Source organism: Chitinophaga sp. sic0106, assembly GCF_019219075.1.
Taxonomy (GTDB): domain Bacteria; phylum Bacteroidota; class Bacteroidia; order Chitinophagales; family Chitinophagaceae; genus Chitinophaga.
Genome location: NZ_JAHUWJ010000024.1, coordinates 1 through 24,470 on the forward strand (window position 1 = coordinate 1; position 24,470 = coordinate 24,470).

Below are 24,470 nucleotides of genomic sequence, written 5' to 3' on the forward strand. Positions count from 1 at the left end.
CGAACGCTATTATCTGAAAACAGAATGCCAGATTAAATTATTCTAACAAACCGCCGTATACCAGACCGGTACGTACGGTGGTGTGAGGGGACAGTGAGGGAAATAATCCCTCACTTCCTACTCGATTGGTGGAGATATCATTTTCGTACGGAATAACAATCCTGTCAGCACACGCTTCATTGGTAGCTCGAAATACTCAAATAATAACAGCGCAACTCCTACTATCATCCCATACACCAACACCGGTACCCAGGCATACCACATCGGTGCTGCAATCCAGCTACAAATTTTGTCGATCAATATCAATCCTACGTTCTGGTGTAGCAAGTACAGCGTATAACTAACCACCCCGACTTTCCTTAAAACGCTCCATTCCATCACCCTGATCATTTGCCAGTCTAAAACCAGGGCCAGGAACAGCAGTAACATAACTGCGAGCATGGTAAGACTAATCCAATCGAAATCCTGCATTGAACTAACCAGCAGTAACACAGGAATTATATAAGCCGGTTTTAACGTCTTCCCGATATAAAAATCATAAAAGCAAATACCAAGTGTGAAGAATGGCATGTGCTCATAAAAGAATAACAGACCCGCAGCTTTATCTACCAACCGAAGAGGAGTTAATCCACTAAATTTAGCCAGGTAGTGGAGAGATAAAAGCCCGATTAGTAGTAAGTTCCAGGACCTGAGTATATGCTTCCGGGAAATCAGGAAGTACATAAATCCAATTAACAGGTAAAATTTTACCTCTACCAGTAACGACCAGTAAACGCCGTCAATGAGGGCTATATTCGGATTCCGCAGCAGATGCTGCCACAACAATGGGTCCGTAAAAGTCAACGATGGCAGGAACGATAAAACACTTTTATGAAAGGGAAATTTGCCAGCAGGGTCTGCTATGGCCACAAATACAAAAGTAATTACACTGCATAGTAATAGTGGCGGCCATAACCGGATGAGGCGCTTCAACAAAAATTCTTTCAGTGTTACACACTTTTCAATACTCAGGAAAGTCACAAATCCTGAAATCATGAAAAAGAACTGGACACCCATATGTCCGTGCTCAAAGAAAATATTACTGTAGGTATTTCCGTAAGGGTAGTAGGACTGGTCGATGTGTGGAGGAGCCCAGCGGACATAATAGTGAAACAAGACAACCAGCGATATAGCCAGAAATCTGAATCCATCTAATCCCCCGATACGCAAGGTGGACATGGTTAAGTAGGTTGATATGGTTTATAAACGAGACAACGGATTAAACAAAAATTGTGCCTATACAGAATTCGGCAAGCGTATAATCACTGGTGGAAGTTAAACAACAAAGCCGCCAAAGTATTACTTATGGCGGCTTTAGAACGTACGAGTGTTAATTATTTTTGTGCTTGAACTTGCTGCTTCCAGGTTTTCAGCGTTTCAATTTCTTTCTGCTGCTGAATAATATATAAGGTTAGCTCCTCTACTTTCTGCAATAATTTTTTATTCATTTCACCAAGGTCTACGTCATTCTTTGCTACATCTGCTGCCGTTGGTATGTTAGGGAGATGTTGGTGCTGCCGGATATAGTTTTCCAGTTCTGTTAACGAGGGAAGTTGATAGTCGGGGGAGAAAACGAAGTCGGCCCAGTCGTTGACGCTTACTTTAATCTTTTGTGCCCTGATAGTGCCTGCTACCGCCAGTTTTGCATCGCTTCTGATAGCGCCGATACCTATGTTTCCAGTACCTGGTTGCAACAGGAGATCACCGGCGCTGTTCTCAAGTTTAGTGGTAGTACCACCTGCAGTTACAGGTCCTACCACAAAGTTACTGCCGACATGTTCCGCTTTAATGGATGGCAGGAGGCCACCACCGGTGTTTACCAGGAGTTTTATATCACCCGGATCACCATTAATCCCCATATTTCCATCCCTTGAGATGGTTAATCTGTCGCCACGGTAACTATCGTATAGATATACATTGTTTTCTTTCGCATACCATTGGAATGCCCTTCCATCACCATTCCTGGAAAGAAAATTAATACCTGCGGATGGTCCCGATGATAGGATCTGACCATTTACCTGTAATGGTGTACCGCCATCATCAGTGGCATTATTAACGAGCATGCGGCAGTTGGTGCGGATAAGTTTCGCCTCCAGGTTGAGCGGCAGCCATTCTGAATTGCTTCGATCAAACGACTGTATATAGCTGTTTTTCACGCCATCGCCATTGGTGGTGTGCGCCAGCTCAAGGCCGGTGCCGGAAGTAGGAACAGCCAGGTTACTGGTAATACGTAAGGTAAAAGGTGTACTGTTGCCGGTAGTCATGGCACCTTCTAAGCCCTGTGCCTTCAAATGTGCAGTAATACTGATGGTGGCGCCAATGGCCAGCAAAACAGATTTAAAATTCATTGGTATAGGTTTGTATATGGGTTATATAACAAAACCCGGCATAAAGCCGGGTTCATTTTGTAGCCTCGCCAAGAATCGAACTTGGATCTGGAGCTTCGGAAACTCTTATACTATCCATTGTACTACGAGGCCGTAAAGGACGGCAAAACTACATTTTATACCTTATAATCCCAAATTACATTATAGATTGATATTCGCCTTAAATATTTTTACCGCTATCGCCAGCAGGATTACCCCGAAAAACTTACGGATCACCATCAGCCCGGCCTTGCCCAGCAAGCGTTCTATGTAGCTCAGGGAGCGTAAAACAATATATACCAGCGTCAGGTTAAGTACTATACCCGCCAGGATATTGGCCTCGTCAAAGTTGGCTTTGAGCGACATAATGGTTGTCAATGTCCCCGAACCCGCTACCAGCGGGAACGCAATCGGCACAATACTGCCCGCCTTCGCATCTTTTTCACTCTTGAAAAGTTCAATACCCAGGATCATCTCCAGGCCGATTACAAAAATTACGATGGAACCCGCCACCGCAAAGGAATGTACGTCCACGCTCATGAGCCTTAAAAATGGCTCCCCGGCCAAAAGGAACAGGATCATCAGCACCCCGGATGCCAGCGTAGCCTTCCCGGCATCTATATGGCCCAGCTTCTCCTTCAGGGACACCAATATGGGTATAGACCCCAGGATATCAATCACCGCAAATAATGTAAAGGTAATGGTCAGAATTTGGCCGAAATTAAACATCGAGGTTAATTTATGTTCCCGTAAAGATAGAGAGTTATATTTGCAATCATGACAGAAGATATTATCATCCAGATCAGCAATAAAATCAAGGAAAAGCGTAAAGCCAAAGGCATCACTATCCAGGAACTGGCCGATAAAGCCGAGGTCAGCAAAGGCCTCATCTCCCAGATAGAAAATAACCGCACCGTGCCCTCCCTGCTGGTTCTGATCAATATTATCCGCGCCCTCAACCTCGATATGAACGAGTTCTTCAACGAAATCGATCAGCAAAACCAGGGCGCTAAAGTCATCGTCAAAAAAAACGACGAATACACGCCGTTTGAAAAAGAACCCGCCAAAGGATTCAACTACAAACGCGTGCTCACCAAAAATATAAAGAACTTCCCGGTAGATATTGTTCTCCTCGAACTTAGAAAAGGCGCCCGCCGCAGCCAGCTCGTTAAAACTGACGCCTACGAATACAAATACATCATCAAAGGTAAAGTCGAATACCTGATCGACAACGAAAAGTACCTGCTGGAAGCAGGCGACTCCCTCTTCTTCGATGGCCGCCTGGGCCATAAACCCGCTAATATAGGCGAGGAAGATGCACTATGCCTCGTCGTTTATTTCTTCATCGACGCTGAAAAGTAGTGTTTAAAAATACTTAACATTTAATTTAGTATAGATTAACATTCCGGTCACATTGGACCCGAATCTTTGCATGGTAAAAAATATCCCCTTAATCTAAATTGCCATGCATCTAAATCTACAACTGGCCGTCAAACGGCTCAGCGCTATGCTATTGCTATTAGGGTACGTAGCCATAGCCCATGCCCAGCAAACTATTTCCGGAAAAGTATTTAACGCAGATGATAAACAACCCATCATCGGCGCATCCGTGAAAGTTGCCGGCACCAACAAAGGCACCGTAACAGACGTCAACGGCGCCTTCGTACTATCCGCCACCAACGACGCCACCCTGCTGGTGAGCTTCATCGGATTTAACCCGGTTACCTTACCATTAAATGGTAAAAACTCAGTAACCATTGAATTACAGGGAGATAAAAAAGCCCTCAATGAAGTAGTGGTAACGGCACTGGGTATACGTAAAGAGGTAAAACGCGTAGGCTACGCCGTTCAGGAAGTGAAAGGGGCCGACCTCACCAAAGCACGTGAACCCAACGCCGTAAACGGCCTCGTTGGTAAAGTGGCCGGACTCACCATCGGCGCCTCCGCCGAACTGCTCGGCGCACCCATGGCCCTCCTCCGCGGTAATAACATCGGCCTGTACGTAGTGGACGGCGTGCCCATCAACTCCGATACCTGGAACATCTCCCCGGATGATATAGAAAGCTATACCGTCCTCAAAGGAGTTACCGCCTCCGCCCTCTACGGCTCCCGCGGCCTCAACGGCGCCATCATGATCACCACCAAAAAAGGTACGAAAGACAAACGCGGCTTCTCCATCGATTTCAACTCATCCACCATGTTCAACAAAGGCTTTATCGCCATCCCGGAAGTACAGGACGAATATGGCCCCGGCGACCATGGTAAATATGCCTTCGGTGACGGTAAAGGTGGCGGTACCAACGATGCGGACTACGACGTATGGGGACCTAAATTCGAAGGACAGCTCATCCCGCAGTACGACAGCCCCGTAGACCCCACCACCGGCAAAAGAACCGGTACACCATGGATCGCACGCGGGAAAGACAACCTGAAAAGATTCCTGCAAACGGGTATGCTCAGCACCAACAACCTCGCAGTGTCCAGCCATACTGATAAATCTGACCTGCGATTCTCCCTGTCCCATTCCTACCAGAAAGGCCTGGTACCCAACACGGAACTAAGCATCACCAACTTCAATTTCTCCGGTGGCTATAACTTTAATCCACGCCTCCGCCTCGATGCCTATATCAACTACAACCGTCAGTATACGGACAACTTCCCGGATGTTACCTACGGCCCCAACAGCATCATTTATAATACCCTCATCTGGGCCGGCGCCGACTGGAGCATGGACGATATGCGCAATTACTGGCAGCCAGGTAAAGAAGGAATACAATCAATATATGCAGAATACCAGCGCTACCACAACCCATGGTTCATGACCTACGAATGGCTGCGCGGTCACTATAAAACTGATATCAACGGCTACGTAAAACTCAACTACAAAATCTCCGATAAAGTAGAAGCATTAGTACGTACCCAGGTGACCTCCTACGACCTGCTCCGCAACGAAAAAATGCCTTACTCCGCACACCCCTACGGTCGCGAAGAAGGTAAAGGAGACTACCGCGAAGACAGACGCTCCCTCTTCGAAAGTAACACGGACGTATTGCTCTCCTACACCAACATCTTCCCACATAAAATTGGTGTACACGCCTCCCTCGGTGGTAACGTTCGCTCCTATAAATACAATTCCAGCTTCGTTTCCACCGGCTACCTCAACGCACCGGGATGGTACAGCTTCGCCAACAGCCGCGACCCGCTCTTCGCTACCAACTATACGGCACCTATGCTGGTGCTGAGTACCTACGGTTACGTGGACATCGACCTGGGGAAATATGCTACCATCTCCCTGACCGACAGACTGGATAAAAACTCCAGCCTCAGCCCGGGTATGAACGACTACTGGTACCCATCCGTTTCATTAACCACCGTGGTATCCGACTACGTGAAACTCCCGGATGCCGTGTCCTTCCTCAAGTTCAGAGGCTCCTACGCGAACGTAAAAGGGGGCCTCACACAGGCCACCATCGGCGCTACGCCAATGGCCACCTATCCGCTGGGCTATGGGGCTGAATACCAGTCGTCCTACGACGGGCCTACGTTCCAGAACTCAGGCACCTACTCCGTACAACCAATTTATCAAACTCAAGCCGGTGCCTACTACACCCAGCTGGTGCCAAATCCAAGCCTGCGCCCATTCACCAGCAAGGTGTTTGAAACAGGAATGGATGTACGCTTTTTAAATAATCGTATAGGCCTCGACGTTACTTATTACACGAACCTCAACGGACCAAGAATCTACACCGTTCCTATGCCAGTATCCACCGGCTACGCCGGCGCACTGGTAAATGGTGTAACCACCCGCAAAAAAGGCTGGGAAGCCACCATCAACGGCTCTCCGCTGCGCTCCGCCACAGGCCTTAGCTGGGATGTAACCGCCAACTGGTCCACCTTCGAGGAACGCTATGAAAGTATCTACGGCGACCAGACAAAACTGACACCTTTCATTGGCGTGGGCGACAGGGTAGACGTGTTCTATGGTACCAAATTCGTGAGAACAGCTGATGGCAAAATTATCAATGGGGAAGATGGCCGCCCTATCAACAACCCCGTGCAGCAAAAGCTCGGATACGCCAACCCTGACTGGGTATGGGGTATCAACAATAGCTTCCGCTACAAAGGCGTTTCCTTCAGCTTCCAGTTTGATGGCCGCGTAGGTGGTAGCCTGATCGACTATATCCAGCAACAAACTTTCCGCGGTGGCCGCAACATCCAAACCGTACAAGGTGCCATGGGTGAAGCCCGCTACCAGGATTATAAAGGCGTGAAATCCTGGCAGGGTGAGGGGGTAGTGGTAAGCAATGGTGTACCTATTCAGTATGATAACAACGGTAACATCACCAACGCAGATAAACTGGCATTTGCACCTAATACTACCAAAACTTTCCTGCAGGACTATATCAGCGTTTATTACAGAACCAATGAAGCTAACCTGATCAGCAAAACCTTCACCAAACTGCGTGAAGTAACCCTGGGCTATACCCTGCCGGTAACCTTGCTGCACGGTACTTTCATTAAAAATGCAAGTGTGTCCTTTGTAGGCAGAAACCTCCTGTATTTCGCGAAAAACAAAGACGTGGATATGGATCAGTACCCAGGTGCTGACCAGGGTTCATCTTCACTGCAAACGCCTACCACCCGCAGTTATGGCTTTAACGTAAACGTCACTTTTTAATCATTGGTCATGAAATCGCTTAAAATATTATCATTGGCAGCGCTTACCGGTATTGTGTTTAGCAGCTGTAATAAAAAATTCGAGGAGTACAATGTGAACCAGAACAGACCCGCCCAGGTGCCTCCCAGCATGGTGATCGGCGGTGTGCTGGCCAACATGAACGTGGATAAACCATGGAGCAACGTAATGCGCTGGAACCAGTTCGACTGCTGTAACTATAACTACTACGGCGATCAGCGGTACGACTGGGGCGGTGCGGATCTGAACTCTTTCTTCTCCCTCACCAACGTACAACAAATGGAAGCGGAAGCCACCCGCCTCGGTGGTAAAACAAACAATCCATACAACGCGTTGGGTAAATTCATCCGTGCTTATTTCTATTACCGGATGACCAGCCTCGTGGGCGACCTCCCTATCGATGATGCGCTCAAAGGCACTGCTGTAGTAGCGCCTAAGTATGCTACACAAAAAGAAGTATTTGTGCATATCCTGCAATGGCTGGATGATGCCAATACACAGCTGACAGACCTGATCAACAATCCCGATAAAAGCAATACGGCCGAAGGCCAGGTATTGAAAGGTGATATCTACTACGGTAACGACCTTACTAAATGGCGTAGAGCGGTGAACAGTTTTAAGCTGAGAGTACTGATCGCTCTCAGCAAAAAATCAGCAGATACGGACCTGAATGTAGCCGCTGCTATAAAAAACCTGCTGTCAGACCCGGCTAAATTTCCGCTGATAGAGGGAATGGATCAAAACCTGCAGTTCATTTATAACAACATCAACAAGTATCCCTCCAACCCGGATAACCTGGGCAATGATGCTACCCGTTATAATATGTCGGCCACCTACCTGAACATCCTGGTGACTCTCAATGATCCACGCGCGTACATCACCGCGGAACCAGCCACTTTACAGCTCAACAAAAACAAAAAATCGCCGGCAGATATTACTGCTTACGTAGGTGCACCCGCTGGGCAAAGCCTGGAAGATATGTCCTCCCTGATGTCTAATGTTGATACTGCTGCCTACTCCGTGCGGAGCCGCGCCCGCTACTATAGCAGCTATGCCGCTGAGCCGGGTGTGCTCGTAGGTTATCCGGAAGTATGCTTCAATATCGCAGAGGCTATCAACCGCGGCTGGGCCGAAGGCAACGCCGAAGAGTGGTATAAGAATGGGATGAAGGCCTCGCTGGGATTCTACGGTATCCCGCTGAAAGGTAATGTAGTAAAGACTTACGGCGGTGTGAACTATACAGTTTCATTCGATTTTGAAGGCGTGTATTACCAACAGCCCAGCGTAAAATACCAGGGTAACAATGCCCAGGGGCTCACGCAAATCCTGCAACAGAAATACCTGGCCTTCTTTGAAAACTCAGGTTGGGAAGCGTATTTCAACTGGCGCCGCACCGGCGTACCTACGTTTAGCACAGGTGCTGGTACCGGTAACAGTGGCGTATTACCTAAGCGCTGGAAATATCCTGATTCAGAACGTACCTCCAACACCGTAAACTGGACAGCCTCGCTGCAAAGCCAGTTTGGTAGCGGAACGGATGATATTAACGCAGCCATGTGGCTGGTGAAATAATTTTATCTCCCTAAATAAAATTTACAGGGCTGGCCATACAGGTCAGCCCTTTGCTATTCTGCTAGGAATTTTCGGAAGGGTGCTATATATTCGTCACCAGCAAACAGAAACCGCATCTCCCGGAGTCCAAACCAATGAACAGTAACCTAGCCGATCTCACGGATCAGGAACTTTTGGAATTAGTAAGAAAAGCTGATCAGCCAGCCTTCGTCTGTATATACAGGCGCTACTGGTCTGAGTTGTATCGCTGTGCCTTCCGGATTTTTCCCAACCAGCAAACCTGTGAAGAGCTGATACATGACGTGTTTCTGTACCTCTGGGATAAAGGCCGCCATACGCATATTCAGTCGCTGAAAGATTACCTGTACATCGCCGTAAAAAACCGCGCGCTCAACCAGGTGCGTGCAGAAAATAACCTGCACCGTATGCTCGGCTCCGTGCCCACGGAGGCCATATCTTCCCTGGCAGCTGAAGAAAAGCTCAATTGTCAGGAAATCAACCGGATTTACGATGAAGCAGTGGCGGAACTCCCCGATAAATGCCGGACGATACTGTTGATGAGCCGCCATCAACATCTCTCTAATAAAGAAATTGCCGCCCAGTTGAACATTGCCCCTAAAACGGTGGAAAACCAAATCACCATTGGCTTACGCCATATACGCCTGCGCCTTGGCGAATACCTGATTATCCTGCTTTCTATTTATACCCACCTGTAACCCGGAAAATATTTTTACTTTTTTTGGGGGATGGTACTTTTCGCTGTGTCTTTATATTAAACCACCCAATATGAAATTCCCTTTTTTCAGGAATAAGGTCCACCAACAAACGGAGCAAGACGCCACCCGTGGCATCGCGGAGGCAATTGACCATTTAAGGGAGGCGCCATCAGCCTGGAATGAGGATAGTATGGGGAATGAACATGCCACCGGGGAACGGGTCCTGGGCAGGCTAATGGGTAGCATCGCTACTATGCAACAGCAACGACGCAAAAAAGTGCGTAGAATAGCCACCATAGCGGCAGCTGCTGCAGTAGCACTGGCGGTTGTAGTGGTAACGCTTAACCGTTCAGCACCACCAAAATACGCCATAGCACAGGCTATGGCCGGTCAGCAACAAAAAGTGGTATTGCCCGACGGGTCCACCGTACAGCTGAATGCGGGTAGCCGTTTGCGCTATCCGGAGCAGTTTGACGGCCAGGCCCGCGAAGTGACACTGGTCGAAGGGGAGGCGTTTTTTGATATTAAACAGGATAGCAAAAGGCCCTTTATCGTGAAGGCCGACAGCCTGGAAACAACGGTGCTGGGAACCAGTTTTAATATACGTGCTTACCGTTTTATTAATAGTGTAACCGTTACCGTAGCCAGTGGTAAAGTGTCAGTAAACGGACCAGCTGCCGCGCAGCCATTTATCGTAACACCGGATCAGCAGGTGACTTACGCCAGAGGTAACGGCAAAATGGAATTGAAAGCCACCACCGCAGCAGAGACGCTGGGATGGATGGAAGGTAAGCTGCTGTTCTCTAACCAGAACTTACGCCAGGTGGCAGGCCTTATAGAAAACAAGTTTAATGTAAAAGTGATATTGGACGATGATAAGCTATCGGACTACCACTTTACCGCCTCCTTTGATGGTAACGAATCACTGACCGATGTGCTGGATGCACTCACGCTTACAAAGGGTTTGCAATATACCGTCAAAGACTCAGTCATACATATTTTACACGCGAAATAGCAGCAGAACGAAAGGTCAAAAATCAACCACCAACCTAAAATCTAAAACGACGATATCATGATTAGGTACCCTTATCTATGCTGATTGACCGGGAAGAAATGCTTCCCGCTGTGAACCTGGTCTGTTGACCACTTCATCATTTATCAACCAATTATTCATTATCAATTACGTGCATGAAAATTAAAATTGATGCCCGCAGGCATTCGTTTGCCCATACGCGAACGGGCAGGATACTGCGTATGCTCGCTGGTTGCCTGCTGCTACTTTGTTACTTCCCTGCATTTGCTCAGGAACCTGGTGAAACCAGGGTGAGCGTGAACTTTAACAACATTTCCCTGAAACAGGCCTTCAAAGAAATGGAGACGCAGGGGAAGGTGAAATTTGTATTCAACGATGAATCTATCGCGCCCTACCGCGTTACCCTGAAGGCCGATAACCAGCCGCTGAAAGCCGTTATTGGTAACCTGCTGAAAAATACCAGCCTGGATTTTCAGTTACGTGATAACAAGGTGATTATCATGGAACGAAAGAAAACAGGGGCAGTAAAGATGACCATGATGCAGGCACAACCTACCTCCGTACCCGCTACCACATTATCCATGCGCCGTGTCCGGGGAAAGGTGCTGGCAGCCGATAACAATGGCCCGCTGCCTACCGCAACCATCTCCGCGCGAGGTGCAGAAGGGCAGCACAGCGTAACCGATGCGCAGGGCGAATTTGTTATTAGTCTGCCGCCATCAGCCCGCGTATTGGTCATAACGCATATCGGCTATACGCCAAAGGAAGTAGTCATCGGTGCTTCAGAAAGCTATGTGATCACACTGGATGTATCGCAGGAAAAGCTGAATGAGGTGGTGGTCATGGGCCCGTTCAACCGTAAGGCGGAAAGCTTTACCGGCTCCTCCGTTACCTTCACGCAGGAACAACTGCGTGCTGCCGGCAACCAAACGCTGATCCAGAGCCTCAAAATCCTCGACCCTTCATTTGTACAAGTGGTGGATAACATAGCGGGTTCTGATCCTAATACACTTCCAAACCTCCAGATCCGGGGTGGGAGCAGCCTGCCAGGGCTACAGGGAGAGTATTCCAGTATGGCCAACGCACCCCTGTTTATCCTCGATGGTTTTGAAACTACCCTCGAAAAAATCTATGACCTGGATATGAACCGCGTAGCCTCGGTTACCCTGCTCAAAGATGCAACCGCCAAGGCCATCTACGGTTCCAAAGCAGCTAACGGTGTGGTGGTGGTAGAAACCAAACGCCCGCAGGCAGGTAAGCTGCGGGTAAGCTATACCGCTGATCTGAAAGTGACTGCCCCGGACCTCAGTAGTTACAAGCTGGCCAATGCTTCCGAAAAATTACAGGCAGAAGTAAATGCCGGGAGATATAAAAGCAGCTATTACCATACCACCCAGGCACTGGCAGAGCAATACAACACCAACTACGCCGCCGTAGTCCGCGGTGTGAATACGGACTGGCTCGCACAACCGGTACGCACCGGCATCGGTCAAAAACATACTATTTCTCTGGAAGGTGGGGATGAGTTTTTCCGCTACGGCGCCGATTTAAGCTATAACGATACCAAAGGCGCCATGATAGGCTCGGATCGTAAAACCACGTCAGTAGCTGTGCTGCTGTCGTATCGCGTAAAGAAGTTTGTGTTTCGCAACAACCTGACCGTAGGCTTTAACCGCAGCGATGATTCGCCCTACGGCTCCTTTGCACAATACTCCCGGCTAAATCCGTACTGGTCGCCCTTCGATGATAATGGTAACCTGAAGCGTGTGCTGGGTACATTCAGCACAGGGTCCGGCACATCTAATACCTACTACAATCCGATGTACGACGCAACCATCGGTACCAAAAATTTCTCCCGCTACACAGATATCAATAATAACTTCCAGGCAGAGTGGAACCTGGCATCTTCACTGAAGCTGGTTGGCCGTTTCTCCTATAACCTGCACCAGTCGTCCAGGGAGGATTTTTACCCGGCTAACAGTACCCGCTATACGGAGTATCCCGATTCTATGTTCTTTTTACGGGGAGATTATACCATTACCGATGGCAGGGATGTATCGTTACGGTCCGATCTTACACTGAACTATTCCAGGCAGCTGGGCGACCACCTCTTCTTCCTCAACGCAGGCTGGAACGTGGCGGATGATGCCGGTGAAACGCATGGCTTACAGGCGCAAGGATTCCTCAACGACCGCGTGGATAACATCAGCTTCGCCAAGCAATACCTGCAAAACGGCCGCCCGCTGGGTACGGACGCTAAGTCGCGGGAAACAGGACTGCTCTCCGCACTCAACTACTCTTACGATGATCGCTTCCTGGCCGACTTAAGCTATCGCCGACAAGGCTCCAGCATATTTGGTGCGGATAATAAATGGGGTAGCTTCTGGTCGGCAGGTATCGGCTGGAACCTTCACCACGAAAGGTTTTTAAAGGATGTAAGCTGGCTGAATCAGTTTAAGCTCCGTTCTTCTACTGGTTATACAGGTAGTCAGAACTTCAATCCGTACCAGGCTATGTCTACCTACACCTATTACACGGATACTTATTATGATAACGTAGTAGGCGCTAAGCTCATGGCCCTCGCCAACAAAGAACTGAAATGGCAGGAAACACAGGACTATAACATCGGGGTGGACCTGAAAGCGTTTGAACGCCTGAGCCTCCGCTTCGACTATTTTATTTCCAATACCAACAACCTGCTGACAGACTTACCACTGCCGGGTTCCACCGGTTTCAGCACCATCAAGGAAAACCTGGGCGGTGTGCAAAACAAAGGTATAGACGCCACACTGAGCCTGAAAGTAATGGCCGATCGTAAAACTGGTTCTTTCCTTAACCTCTTTGTAAGTGCTGCCGGTTATAAAAATAAGCTGGTACGTATTTCCAATGCACTTAAGTCACTCAACGATCAGAAAGAGGCTGCCAGGGCTGCATCCGGCGCCACTGCACCTTTTATCCGGTATAAAGAGGGAGAGTCTACCACGGCTATTTATGCGGTGCAATCGTTAGGAGTGGACCCCAGCACCGGCCGCGAAATTTTCCTGAAAGCCAACGGCGACAAAACATTCATATGGAATGCGGATGACCAGGTGAGGATAGGAGATTCCAACCCCTTGCTGAACGGAAGCTTTGGTTTTAATACACAATACAGGGGCTGGGGACTCAACTGCGCCTTTACATACCGCATAGGTGGCCAGTATTACAACCAAACATTAGTGGATAGGGTGGAGAACGTAGATATTCAGTACAACGTAGACCAACGGGTATTTTCCGATACCTGGAAGCAGGCAGGAGATCAGTCGTTTTTTAAAGCAATTACAACCTTGCCTAACCGCACGCTGCCTACGTCCCGCTTTGTGCAGGATTTGAATGAGCTGGTGTTGTCATCACTCAATATCACGTACGATTTTAAGAATGCACCTTTCCTGAAGAAGAGTAAGATGCAGCGCCTCCGTGCTACCCTGTTTACAGGTGATCTGTTTGTGCTGTCGTCTGTAAAGGCGGAGCGCGGATTGAGCTACCCTTACGCACGTACGCTGTCATTTTCTGTTCAGGCCACTTTCTAAACCAGCATCACATGAAAAAGAAAATATTAATAGCCAGCCTGTTGCTTAGTTGCGGTTTGATGTCGTGCAGCAAGTGGCTGGATGTAAAGCCGGATTCCCAGGTAAAAGATACGGAGCTTTTTTCTACGGAAACCGGCTTTAAGGAAGCCCTGTCGGGCGTTTACAGCGCACTCACCTATGAACCGCTGTACGGGCGGGAATTAACTTTTGGGTTGATGGGAGTGCTGGGGTATGAATGGGATTATCAGAATTCATCGTATCAGGCGGATAAGGAATATGTATATAAAACAAGTTCCACTTCCCTGGATCGCATTGATGCGATCTGGAACGGTGTGTACAATGCCATTGCAAATGATAACAAGATCCTGGAGAACATCGACGATCGTAAGTCCGTATTTGGCGGCGAAAATTACGCGATTATAAAAGGGGAAGCATTGGCATTGAGGGCATTCCTGCACTTCGATCTGCTGCGCACTTTCGGAGCCAGCATGGCTGAGAACCCGGATAAGCTCACCATACCTTATGTCACGTCCAGTTCCAAACAAATCTTTCCACAGCTATCTGTTACCCAGGTGTTGGATAAAGTTTTGGGAGACCTTACCGCCGCTGAAGCATTGCTGGCCGCGGACCCAATCAAAACCGGCAAAGTCGTTACAGTTGCGGACGATAATGGCTACCTGGTAAACAGGCAGGTGCATCTGAACTACTACGCCGTAAAAGGAATGCTGGCAAGGGTATACCTCTACAAACAGGACCTGAATAATGCACTGGCCAATGCAGAAGCGGTGATCGCAGCCACTAAATTTCCGTGGGTAACACCTGCTGCACTTAGCAACAGAGCCACTGCGGACCTGACCTTCTCTACAGAACACCTGTTTGCATTGAATAATGTGCGGTTGAATATTATTTCACAAAACTCATTTACCGCCACCGGCAGCAATGTGTTCTACATTTCTTCTGCCAGCCTGCAGGACTATTACAACAGCGCCGCTGAGGACTACCGCTACCTGTACTGGTTTAAGGTAAATGACCTGGGTGATTATTACCTGAATAAATACACGCAGTTAACGGATAACAACTGGCCAATAGCGTATCGTAACAAAATGCCGTTGCTCCGGATCAGTGAAATGTATTTCATCGCAGCAGAGTGCCTGCAAAAAACAAATTACGACAAGGCGGTAACGTATATCAACGCAGTGCGCCAGGGGCGGGGGTTAAAGGCTTCTCCGATTATTGCAGCGGACTTTGATGCAGTGCTTACCCAGGAATATCGTAAGGAGTTCATCGGCGAAGGGCAACTCTTTTTCTATCATAAAAGAAAAAATAATGCTGCCATTCCAAAGGCTTCCGGCCTGAACCTGATAGCGCTGAAAGGCTATAAGCTGCCATTGCCGGTGGCTGAATTTGAAAACGGTGTGAACCGCGTGGATAACCAATAAACGTTCGCAAATGAAAACTAAGATATCTTTTCTGGTAACCGTTTTGGCAGGTTGTTTTTTTTATTCCTGCGAGAAGTCACCGGAGCTCATGTATACCGCCGCCAACGACGGTATTAATATCTGGCTCGGCACCTCTGCTTCATCAAAGCCCGACAGTACAGAATTTAATTTCGCATTTAAGCCGGTGGTGCCAACGGACTCCATCGTTTTTACCGGTATGCTGCTGGGACAAAAAGTGGAGCACGACCGTAAGTTTATACTCTCACCTGTTGGAGGTGACACGGATCGCGTAAAGGAGGGTGTACATTATGCTTTCGGGGAATATGTGATCAAAGCCAATACCTATACCGGCACCTTCCCGATCTATGTAAAACGTACCGGTGATTTTAAAGCTGCCGGGGCACGTATCGTATTTGGTATTTCAGCTGCCGGTGACCTGAAGAAAGGGCTTACAGAAAACTCAAAAATCACTGTCATCTTCAAGGAAGAATTTTCTAAACCAGCTAACTGGGACGCAGATATTTATCCCTATAACAAGCTGTCCACTTATTTCGGTGTATACAGCGATGCCAAGTTTGAGTTCATCACCACTGTGATTGGCAAGCCGCCGGTATTCCGGGTATTGCTGTCAGGTACCGTGGGTGCAAACGATATTGATTTCACCACTGTCAGTTATTACAAAAGCAGTTGTGTGAAGCGGTTGAGTACCTACAATGCTGCCAATCCCGGTAATCCCCTGCGCGATGAAAACAATAATCTGATCACCTTTCCCTGATTTATCATGAAGAAACTATTAAGCTACATACTACTCTGTATCGCTATGTGCGGGCTGTTTGGCAGCTGCGCTAAAGACAGGGGCAATTACGATTACCTGACACTGGATTCGGTAGCCATCGATGTGTCGGGGCTGGCCACATCTTACTCTATGCTGCGATTTGATACCCTGCATCTGCAACCGGTGGTAAAATACAAAGGACAGGTGGTAACAGGTAGTGAAAAATCCGGTGAATTATCTTTTGCCTGGGAGATGTATCCCAGCTCTGTAAACCCCACCGTGCAGGAGAAGTTCACCTTCGATAGCACCATCGCCCTCCATGCAGTAATGGACAAGCGGGAGGCAGTATGGGTAGTGCTGTTTACGGTGATCAATAACAAAACCGGTGTGAAAACTTTTTCCAAGTTTTCCGTGGCCATCACGCCTTCCCTGGCTGAAGGCTGGATGGTGCTGTACGAAAAGGATGGTAATACAGACGTGGGGCTGATTGTAAATAACGAGGTTACTAAAACCAATACGGTAAAGGAAAAGGTGATGCTGGATATCTACTCGACCTCCAATGGAGCGCCTATGGCCGGTGCTCCTGGTTCAATAGGTTACTCCCTGGTAAACCTGACTGGCGCACACAAAATATATATCCAGAGTACGGGCGATGTAGTGTCGGTTACGCCTACCACCTTCCAGCGTATTGATGATTTCAGCTCCATCTTCTGGACCATGCCGGCCACCAAAGCGCCGCAGATGGTAAAGATTACAGAGCGTAGAAAAGAGTTCATGCTGAATAATAATAAACTTCACGTGATCGACTATACGATTTTAGGGAATGGCCGCCGCGCTTTTGAAGATGCACTTACCGGTAAATACGGTACGCTGGCACCATGGATAACCACTACTACCGGTGCTGCATTTGATGCGGTACTGTACGATCAAACGAACAAACGCTTTGTAAAAGTAGTAGCCCGCGGCACAGAAGTAGTCGAGTTCACCACAGCGCAAAGCGCTACGGCAGCCTTCGACGTGAAAAATGTGGGCCTCACTTTCGTGACCTCCGACCTCGGCTGGAACTATTGGGAGCATGCCGTTATGAAAGATGACGCCGGTAAGTACTTTCTGCTTACTGCTGATTTCAGAACAGGGGAAATCGCTACCATTGGTAAAGGGAAATATGACATGAGTGCCTGCCCTGAAATCAACGACCTCGTATCTATCAGTGCCGGCTACTATGGCGAAGTATTTTATTACGCATCTCCCAACAGCCTGTATCAGTTTAAGTATTCCGCCAGGAGTACTGATAAGCTGTGGAGCGCGCCTGCCAATGAAAAGATTACCAATATCGCTTTGCAGAAATACTACAACAGCAATCCTGCACTCGGCGCCTTCTACGATCCTAAAAACATCTGTAAAATATTATATATCGCCACCTACGATGAAAGCACCAAAACCGGACATGTATACCAGATGCAGGTAAACCAGTCCAGCGGTGCTATTGTAGCAGGCACGGAGAAAAAATACAGTGGTTTCGGTAAGGTGAAAGCCATGGCCTGGAAACCATTTATCATCATGTAAAAACAAAAACCCACCAATAAACTATGAAACGGATATTTATGACAGTGATGGTAGCTTGCACCTGTGCCGCATCAGCGTATGCGCAGGGCAGTTATCGGATAACAGGCAAGCTGGAAGGCCAGGGCAACGAAAAAATTATGTTCAGCTACTTCGATGGCAGCAAGAATGTAACTGTTACCGCCGAAGCAGCGGACGGCGCGTTTACCCTCACCGGTACCGCACCGGAGCAGCCGGTAATAGGCCGCCTCACCACCAGTGTAGACAGAAATATTTACCTGGGAGAAAGAGCGAACTCCATGGCGATACCTGCCATGCCATTGGATGTGGTGCTGAGCAAGGATTGCCAGCTCAGCGTCACCGGTTCAGCCCAGGATCTTAACCTGGCCACCGTTAAAGGCGATGCATACAATGAAAGTTTCAATGAGCTGCGCAATGCGGAGTCTAAAAACCTGAAAGAAAAAGCAGCACTGCAAAAGGAGCTGATGCAGCTACGCAAGATGGGCGTGAAAGACGGCCTGGACGATGTAGGTAAAAAGATGCTGGCGAACTACCAGGAATTAAACGCTATCCACAAAAAGTATGTAAAGGACCACCCGGGTGCTTATGCGGCAGTATACCTGCTTTCACGCACAGGAAAGGAGTATAGTCTTGCTGAACTGAAAGCGGCTTATGAAGGCCTCGATGCCAGCATGAAAAACACCTACCTGGGCCAGGGAGTGGCATCGCGCATCGCTATCATGAGCAGCACAGCTGCTTCAGGGCCTGCGCCTGACTTTACGAAGCCTTCACCGGATGGGAATTTTATATCTCTCTCCCAATTCAAAGGCAAATATGTGCTGATCGATTTCTGGGGCAGCTGGTGCGCCCCTTGCCGCCAGTCAAACCCGCACCTGAAAGAGCTTTACGCTACCTATAAGGATAAAGGTTTTGAAATCCCGGGGGTAGCTTCCGAAAAAGCCGATGACCTGGATGCCGCAAAGGCCGCCTGGAAAAAAGCCATCGATACCGATGGGCTCACCTGGCCGCAGGTGCTGAACAACGAGCTGGCAATGAAATCAGATGTCGTGAAATTGTATGGCGTGGATGCGTATCCTACCAAACTGCTGATCGACAAAAACGGGAATATTATAGCAAGGTGGCAGGGGGCGGAAAGCCGTGAACTTGATGTCAAACTGAAATCCATTTTTGGCAATTAAAACCCTGGCCGTATGAAAAATATAACCTTGGCCGTACTATTGGCCACCAGCTTGGTTCCTGCTGGTGCGCAGGTGAAAAAACAATTGCAGATCAGCGGTAAGGTGCAAATCCTGAACCCGGGCACTTTAAGCAAATACAACATGGTATGGCTCAAAAAAGGGCCGGGACCTAATGCACCCACCGTGGATTCAGTGCCCGTAAAGGCCGATGGGAGCTTCAGTTTTAAGCTCACCGTCACTAAGCCCGGTATCTACCAGCTGGATATCTTAAAGTGGCAAACAACGGCTTTCTGGGCCGATCAGGATGTGACAGTGGTAGCCCGGGGATACGACACTGCACAATACCAACGGAAAAACTCCGGATTTGTGGAAGTGACGAGTTTGTCGCAGGGTACGCGACTCATCAACATGGCACTGTATAACCGCTACCTCGATGAAACGCTGAAAGACGACCTGCTGGATGAAGGCTTTGCCGCGCAAAAACGCCGTAGCGTTGACTCCAGTTGGTACACCTACTATCGTAAACAAATGCTTTACCGCAAGGTGGAGCAGCAGGGCGAAGCCCGCGAACGCAAGCTGATAGCCGCATCTGGCAGTCATCCTGCCACAGTATACCTGCTGGCAACTATGAACGCCAAAAATGATCCGCAATACATCCTCACCCAGCTGGATAAGCTGCTGGCGGCCAACCCTACCCTGGAGGATGCCGTGAATGTAAAGAAGGATATCGTGACGCAAATCAGAAAGGAACAGCAGCTGCAAAAGGGTAGTATGGCTCCGGAAATTGCCTACGCCAGTCCTGATAACAGTATCACTAAACTTTCTTCCTTCAAAGGCAAGTATGTGATTGTGGATTTCTGGGCCAGCTGGTGCGGCCCTTGCCGGAAGTCGATCCCCAAGCTGAAAGAACTTTATGCTGCACATAAAGCACAGGGTTTCGAAATCCTCAGTATTTCCGTGGATAAGGACAATGACGCCTGGCGCAGAGCCATGTCAGAAGAGCAAATGCCGTGGTCACAGGTGATCAGCCCTAATGCTGATAAAACCTTGTCTGACTTTATGATCCAGGGAATCCCTACCATGTTCCTGCTGGACAAGGAAGGCCGTATTGTGGAGAAATTCACCGGGTATAGTTCCAACCTGGAGCAACTGATAAAGGATAAGTTACAGTGATGTAAACTCCTGCGCATGCCAAACTTCATTTGAAGAGCGTCCGCCGGTGGCGGACAGCTTACTTTCAAAATACCTCACGAGAGCGTTCGCCACCGGTGGACGCTCTTGTGTTTTAGGAAATGGCGCAAGTTATTTTGTAAAATTTAAGTTTAATAATACTTAACATTAAGTTTAGCTCTGCTTAACATTAAGTTCACATTACAACACCACCTTTGGTAAAACAGTGAATTTAATGTTAGCTATTCCGTGTATACAGCAGCGCCTGCAAAAAGCCGGTAGTATTACCTTTTCCTTGTATGCCGCCCTGGTGGCATTCGGCACCTATTCCTGCATGTATGCCTTCAGGAAGCCTTTTACAGCAGCCATATTTGATGGGCAAACCTTTCTGGGGATAGACTATAAGATATGGCTGGTAATGACCCAAACAATCGGGTATGCCTGCAGTAAGTTTTACGGGATAAAGTTCATCGCAGAAATGAAAGGTGCTAACCGCGCCCGTAACATCATTTTGCTGATCCTGATTTCCTGGGTTTCCCTGTTGTTATTTGCCGTTGTTCCCGCACCCTATAATATCCCTTTCCTGTTTTTGAACGGTTTCCCGCTGGGCATGATCTGGGGGCTGGTATTCAGTTATCTGGAAGGCCGCCGCGCTACGGAGTTTATGGGGGCCGTACTCAGCATCAGCTTTATCTTCTCCTCAGGATTTGTAAAATCGGTAGGCAAAATGACCATTATTGACTGGGGAGTAGGAGAGCGGTGGATGCCTTTTATGACCGGCCTTATATTCATTGTACCCATCCTGATCTTTATTCTATTGTTAGAGCAGATACCACCGCCGTCAGCAGAAGATGTAGCAGTTCGTACCAAACGCGTTCCTATGAATAAGCTGGAGCGAAAGAAGTTTCTCGTTACCTTTTTGCCGGGGCTGGTGATGCTGATTGTAAGCTATGTCATGCTCACCGTGCTGCGGGATATGCGGGATAACTTTGCTGCCGACATCTGGAAGGACCTGGGCTATGGCAGCACCTCCGCGATTTTTACACAAACAGAAATCCCTATTTCTATAGCTATTGTTGTGATTATGGGATTATTGGTATTTGTAAAAAACAACTATAAGGCATTCATGCTCAATCACCTGATAGTAGTGTTGGGGTTCAGTATCACGCTATTCAGCACCCTGTTGTTTCAGGCGCACCTGCTCAATCCCGTATGGTGGATGACGCTCACCGGCCTGGGATTGTACATGGGCTATATTCCTTTTAACTGTATTTTTTTCGAACGGCTGATAGCCGTATTCAAATACGTCAGCAACGTAGGTTTCATCATTTATGTAGCTGATTCTTTCGGATACCTGGGGAGTGTGGTGATTATGCTGGTAAAAAACTTTTACAACCTGTCGCTCTCCTGGAGCCAGTTTTTTATGGATGCGGTACTAGGTACAAGCCTGCTGGGGATGGTGATTATGATTGCGTCTTCCTGGTACTTCAGAAAAAAGTTCCTCACCATGAATGGTAGTAATAGTCCCGTTGTAAGTGGGGATGTGCAGATTGCCTGATTAGGACTCGGGTAAAAAAACAAAAGGTAAATCGTGATGATTTCATACACGATTTACCTTTTTTCTATTAGAAGGTAATAGCTACTATTCTTTGTTTTCAGCAGCAGGCTTTTTGGCACCTGGCTGATCTTTCGCATCTTTGAACTCGCGGATGCCGCTGCCCAAACCACGCATCAATTCAGGAATTTTCTTACCACCAAACAATAATAGAATTACCAGCGCAATCAGCAGTATTTCTTTTATACCAATCTCCTGCAAGAACAAGAAAGGAATATTCAAGATTGATGTTGTCATTATAAACAGGTTTTAGTGTGTTCTTTTTATTTTTTTACTATCAAACTTCACATAAAGTTAGCACGAAATCCGGGTTTTTCAGGATTTTGAAGGTATATTTCGTGTAATAACTGTAATATATTGGTAGATAATTAATTACGAATTGTAAAAAACAATATTTACTTGATTATCGGTAACGGACAAACAAGCAATTCTTCCATATTCTGTTCTTCTTTCGAAAGATTTCTCCAGAGGTGTGTCAGTAATATGTGCGAGCAGCGCCCGGATGATACCGCTATGAGTTACCAGCACCGCATCGCGGCCTTTGGCTATCACCTCGTTGAGGATCTCCACAGCCCTGGCGTACAGGTCCTGGTAGCTTTCCCCGTTAGGCACCCGTACGTATACGAAGTCGTCCATCCACTTTTGCAAGGCATCAGGGCCCAGGTCATCCCAGCGCTGCATTTCCCAGTCGCCGAAATTCAGTTCCTTCAACCGGTCATCAGTGGTAAACGTATTCCCAAACAGGTAGGTGGCCAGTTTACTGCAGCGTTGCAGGGGGCTGGCATATACGTCCATCGGTTTGGCCGGCAGCAGGCCCTTAATACGGGCAGCTTCCGTCTCAAAAGTTGGCGCCACATCTATATCAGTAAAACCATAACAAATACCGCGTTCTACGGCCGGCGTAGTGTGCCGGATCAGGTATATTTCCATGCCAGAATACAAAAACACAAATATATGACGGATTCTGCAACCTGTTGTACCGCCCCCAGGCAGTCACCGGTATATCCGCCAATCCATTTTTTCATGAGTCGCCCCATGTACAACCTGGCCATCAGCACAGCCAGTAGCGTAATCAATAAGGCATAGTTCTGCAGGTACACGGTTACCGCCAAAAAAGGCGACAAACCAAAAATACCCGCCACTATCAGTTCCTCGGTGCTGATGCCCTTGGCAATAGGTTTAGATTTACTTAACTCATCCTCCCGCACATATTGTTGTGTGTAGATGACGGTGATAGCGGTGAAACGACTCAACGGCTGGGCAGCAATTACCGCCAGCATCATTGTGTGAATCGGTAAACTCATCAGGCTTACCAGCTTGGAAGCCATCAGCAGCAGCAATCCCAGCATACCATAGGTGCCTATGCGGCTATCTTTCATGATTTCCAGGATGCGCTCTTTCGTCCATCCGCCGCCAAAGCCATCGCACATATCCGCAAACCCATCTTCATGAAACGCCCCCGTGGCCCAGATGCTTACACAAAGTGCCAGCAGCACCGTCAGCGGACGGGGAGCAATATCACCGAACGCCCATATCACCGCCAGCATAAATATGCCTACAATCCAGCCTACCAATGGCAGGTACTTGGTAGCCCTGTTCAGCATTTCAGGACTATAGGGCTCACTAACGGTAACGGGTAAACGGGTATAGAACATGACAGCCGTCAGGAATAGTTGCCATTGCGCCCTCATAGTGTACGATTTGAAACCTGTGCACTATTGAAACTGGCCATGTTGTTGAGGAAGGCTACGGACTGTTGTATCAGCGGGATAGCCAGCGCAGCGCCGGTGCCTTCACCGAGGCGCATATCCAGTTGCAGTAAAGGAGAAACGTTCAGGTGTTTCAGCATCGCCTGATGTCCTTTCTCATCGGAACAATGCGCAAACACGCAGTAGCCGGTTACTTCAGGGTGTATGGCTGCCGCCGCCAGCAAGGCCGCGGACACAATAAACCCATCAATCACAATCATCATTTTCAGCTCCGCCGCTTTTATAATTGCACCGCAAATCATGGCAATCTCAAAGCCACCGAAGGTAGCCAACGCCTGTATAGGAGAATTCGGGTTCGGGTGGAATACCTGCACTTTCCGCAGTACCGCTTTCTTTTGCTCCAACTGCTGCGCATTTGAGCCGGTACCGGCACCTATGCACTGATCGATAGGACTGCCCGTGAAAAAACTCATCAGTAACGCGGCAGCTGACGTATTGCCAATTCCCATCTCCCCAAAACCAATGATATTACAACCCTGCTCATGCAAGGCCAGCACCTCCTCGCCGCCGGCAGCCAGCGCGAGCCTGCACTGGTCGAGCGACATCGCCGGCTGATGCAGGTAGTTAGCCGTGCCCATGGCAATTTTGCGGTCGCGCAACTGTGGATGCGACGGAAATAAGTGGTTCACCCCCGCGTCAATTATTTTCAGGTCCAGCTGCTGATGACGGCAAAACACATTGATTGCCGCACCACCATTCAGAAAATTATACACCATCTGCGCGGTAACGGCCTGTGGGAAAGGGTTTACCAATCCTTCCGCCGCTATACCATGGTCGCCGGCAAATACAATGATAGCAGGCTTCCGCAGCTCCGGCTGTAAGGTTTCCTGGATCAGACCCGCCTGTAAGGCAATCTGCTCCAGCTTCCCCAGGGAGCCCGGTGGCTTGGTTTTCTGATCAATCTTTTCCTGTAATGCTTCTTTCAGCAAAGTTGAAACGGGTGTAATCATTA

General features: G+C 48.3%; 19 protein-coding genes and 1 tRNA gene. 12 read left to right on the top strand and 8 right to left on the bottom strand.

Going from position 1 to position 24,470, the window contains the following annotated elements:
• Positions 1-117: 117 nt before the first annotated feature.
• The 4 genes from KW844_RS25345 to KW844_RS25360 all read right to left on the bottom strand — a co-directional run bounded on the left by KW844_RS25345 (position 118) and on the right by KW844_RS25360 (position 3,134).
• Positions 118-1,218 (bottom strand): acyltransferase, encoded by a 1,101-nt coding sequence (locus tag KW844_RS25345; RefSeq protein WP_218379590.1) that lies wholly within the window; start codon positions 1,216-1,218, stop codon positions 118-120.
• Positions 1,219-1,373: 155 nt separating this feature from the next.
• Positions 1,374-2,387, bottom strand: a complete 1,014-nt coding sequence (locus tag KW844_RS25350) for a hypothetical protein (RefSeq protein WP_218379591.1) — start codon at positions 2,385-2,387, stop codon at positions 1,374-1,376.
• Positions 2,388-2,447: 60 nt separating this feature from the next.
• Positions 2,448-2,519 (bottom strand) — tRNA-Arg (locus tag KW844_RS25355).
• Between the two features lie 48 nt (positions 2,520-2,567).
• Complete coding sequence (locus tag KW844_RS25360) at positions 2,568-3,134, bottom strand: MarC family protein (RefSeq protein WP_073084253.1); 567 nt, start codon at positions 3,132-3,134, stop codon at positions 2,568-2,570.
• Positions 3,135-3,182: 48 nt separating this feature from the next.
• Between KW844_RS25360 and KW844_RS25365 the strand changes: the two genes are divergently transcribed.
• The 12 genes from KW844_RS25365 to KW844_RS25420 all read left to right on the top strand — a co-directional run bounded on the left by KW844_RS25365 (position 3,183) and on the right by KW844_RS25420 (position 21,692).
• Positions 3,183-3,767, top strand: a complete 585-nt coding sequence (locus tag KW844_RS25365) for a helix-turn-helix domain-containing protein (protein WP_218379592.1) — start codon at positions 3,183-3,185, stop codon at positions 3,765-3,767.
• Between the two features lie 103 nt (positions 3,768-3,870).
• Positions 3,871-7,083 (top strand): SusC/RagA family TonB-linked outer membrane protein, encoded by a 3,213-nt coding sequence (locus KW844_RS25370; protein WP_218379593.1) that lies wholly within the window; start codon positions 3,871-3,873, stop codon positions 7,081-7,083.
• Between the two features lie 9 nt (positions 7,084-7,092).
• Entirely contained in the window at positions 7,093-8,673 is a 1,581-nt protein-coding gene (locus KW844_RS25375; RefSeq protein WP_218379594.1) for a SusD/RagB family nutrient-binding outer membrane lipoprotein, read from the top strand.
• Between the two features lie 134 nt (positions 8,674-8,807).
• Positions 8,808-9,389 (top strand): RNA polymerase sigma-70 factor, encoded by a 582-nt coding sequence (locus KW844_RS25380; protein ID WP_218379595.1) that lies wholly within the window; start codon positions 8,808-8,810, stop codon positions 9,387-9,389.
• 70 nt (positions 9,390-9,459) lie between these two features.
• The gene (locus KW844_RS25385) at positions 9,460-10,404 is read left to right on the top strand and encodes a FecR family protein (RefSeq protein ID WP_218379596.1); all 945 of its coding nucleotides are present in this window, start codon (positions 9,460-9,462) and stop codon (positions 10,402-10,404) included.
• A gap of 173 nt (positions 10,405-10,577) precedes the next feature.
• On the top strand, positions 10,578-13,988 hold the full coding sequence (locus tag KW844_RS25390; RefSeq protein ID WP_218379597.1) for a SusC/RagA family TonB-linked outer membrane protein: 3,411 nt from the start codon (positions 10,578-10,580) through the stop codon (positions 13,986-13,988).
• A gap of 11 nt (positions 13,989-13,999) precedes the next feature.
• Positions 14,000-15,427, top strand: coding sequence for a RagB/SusD family nutrient uptake outer membrane protein (locus KW844_RS25395; protein ID WP_218379598.1), 1,428 nt, complete (start codon positions 14,000-14,002; stop codon positions 15,425-15,427).
• Positions 15,428-15,437: 10 nt separating this feature from the next.
• Entirely contained in the window at positions 15,438-16,202 is a 765-nt protein-coding gene (locus KW844_RS25400; protein ID WP_218379599.1) for a DUF4843 domain-containing protein, read from the top strand.
• 6 nt (positions 16,203-16,208) lie between these two features.
• Positions 16,209-17,768: a PKD-like family lipoprotein gene (locus tag KW844_RS25405; RefSeq protein WP_218379600.1), complete on the top strand. Its 1,560-nt coding sequence runs from the start codon at positions 16,209-16,211 to the stop codon at positions 17,766-17,768.
• A gap of 23 nt (positions 17,769-17,791) precedes the next feature.
• Positions 17,792-18,964, top strand: coding sequence for a TlpA disulfide reductase family protein (locus KW844_RS25410; protein ID WP_218379601.1), 1,173 nt, complete (start codon positions 17,792-17,794; stop codon positions 18,962-18,964).
• Positions 18,965-18,976: 12 nt separating this feature from the next.
• Positions 18,977-20,137 carry a redoxin family protein gene (locus tag KW844_RS25415; protein ID WP_218379602.1) on the top strand — a complete coding sequence of 387 codons (1,161 nt, stop codon included), beginning with the start codon at positions 18,977-18,979 and terminating at the stop codon, positions 20,135-20,137.
• A 232-nt stretch (positions 20,138-20,369) separates the two neighbouring features.
• Positions 20,370-21,692: a DUF5690 family protein gene (locus tag KW844_RS25420; RefSeq protein WP_218379603.1), complete on the top strand. Its 1,323-nt coding sequence runs from the start codon at positions 20,370-20,372 to the stop codon at positions 21,690-21,692.
• Positions 21,693-21,776: 84 nt separating this feature from the next.
• Here the strand turns inward: KW844_RS25420 and tatA are convergent, their stop codons facing one another.
• The 4 genes from tatA to cobT form a co-directional block, all read right to left on the bottom strand.
• The gene (gene tatA / locus KW844_RS25425) at positions 21,777-21,986 is read right to left on the bottom strand and encodes a twin-arginine translocase TatA/TatE family subunit (RefSeq protein WP_073084244.1); all 210 of its coding nucleotides are present in this window, start codon (positions 21,984-21,986) and stop codon (positions 21,777-21,779) included.
• Positions 21,987-22,121: 135 nt separating this feature from the next.
• A complete protein-coding gene (gene cobC / locus KW844_RS25430; protein ID WP_218379604.1) occupies positions 22,122-22,679 on the bottom strand; it encodes an alpha-ribazole phosphatase in 558 nt (185 codons plus the stop codon).
• Entirely contained in the window at positions 22,664-23,440 is a 777-nt protein-coding gene (locus KW844_RS25435; protein WP_218379605.1) for an adenosylcobinamide-GDP ribazoletransferase, read from the bottom strand. The genes cobC and KW844_RS25435 overlap by 16 nt, the downstream gene beginning before the upstream one ends.
• On the bottom strand, positions 23,437-24,468 hold the full coding sequence (gene cobT, locus KW844_RS25440; protein WP_218379606.1) for a nicotinate-nucleotide--dimethylbenzimidazole phosphoribosyltransferase: 1,032 nt from the start codon (positions 24,466-24,468) through the stop codon (positions 23,437-23,439). The genes KW844_RS25435 and cobT overlap by 4 nt, the downstream gene beginning before the upstream one ends.
• Between the last annotated feature and the right edge of the window lie 2 nt (positions 24,469-24,470).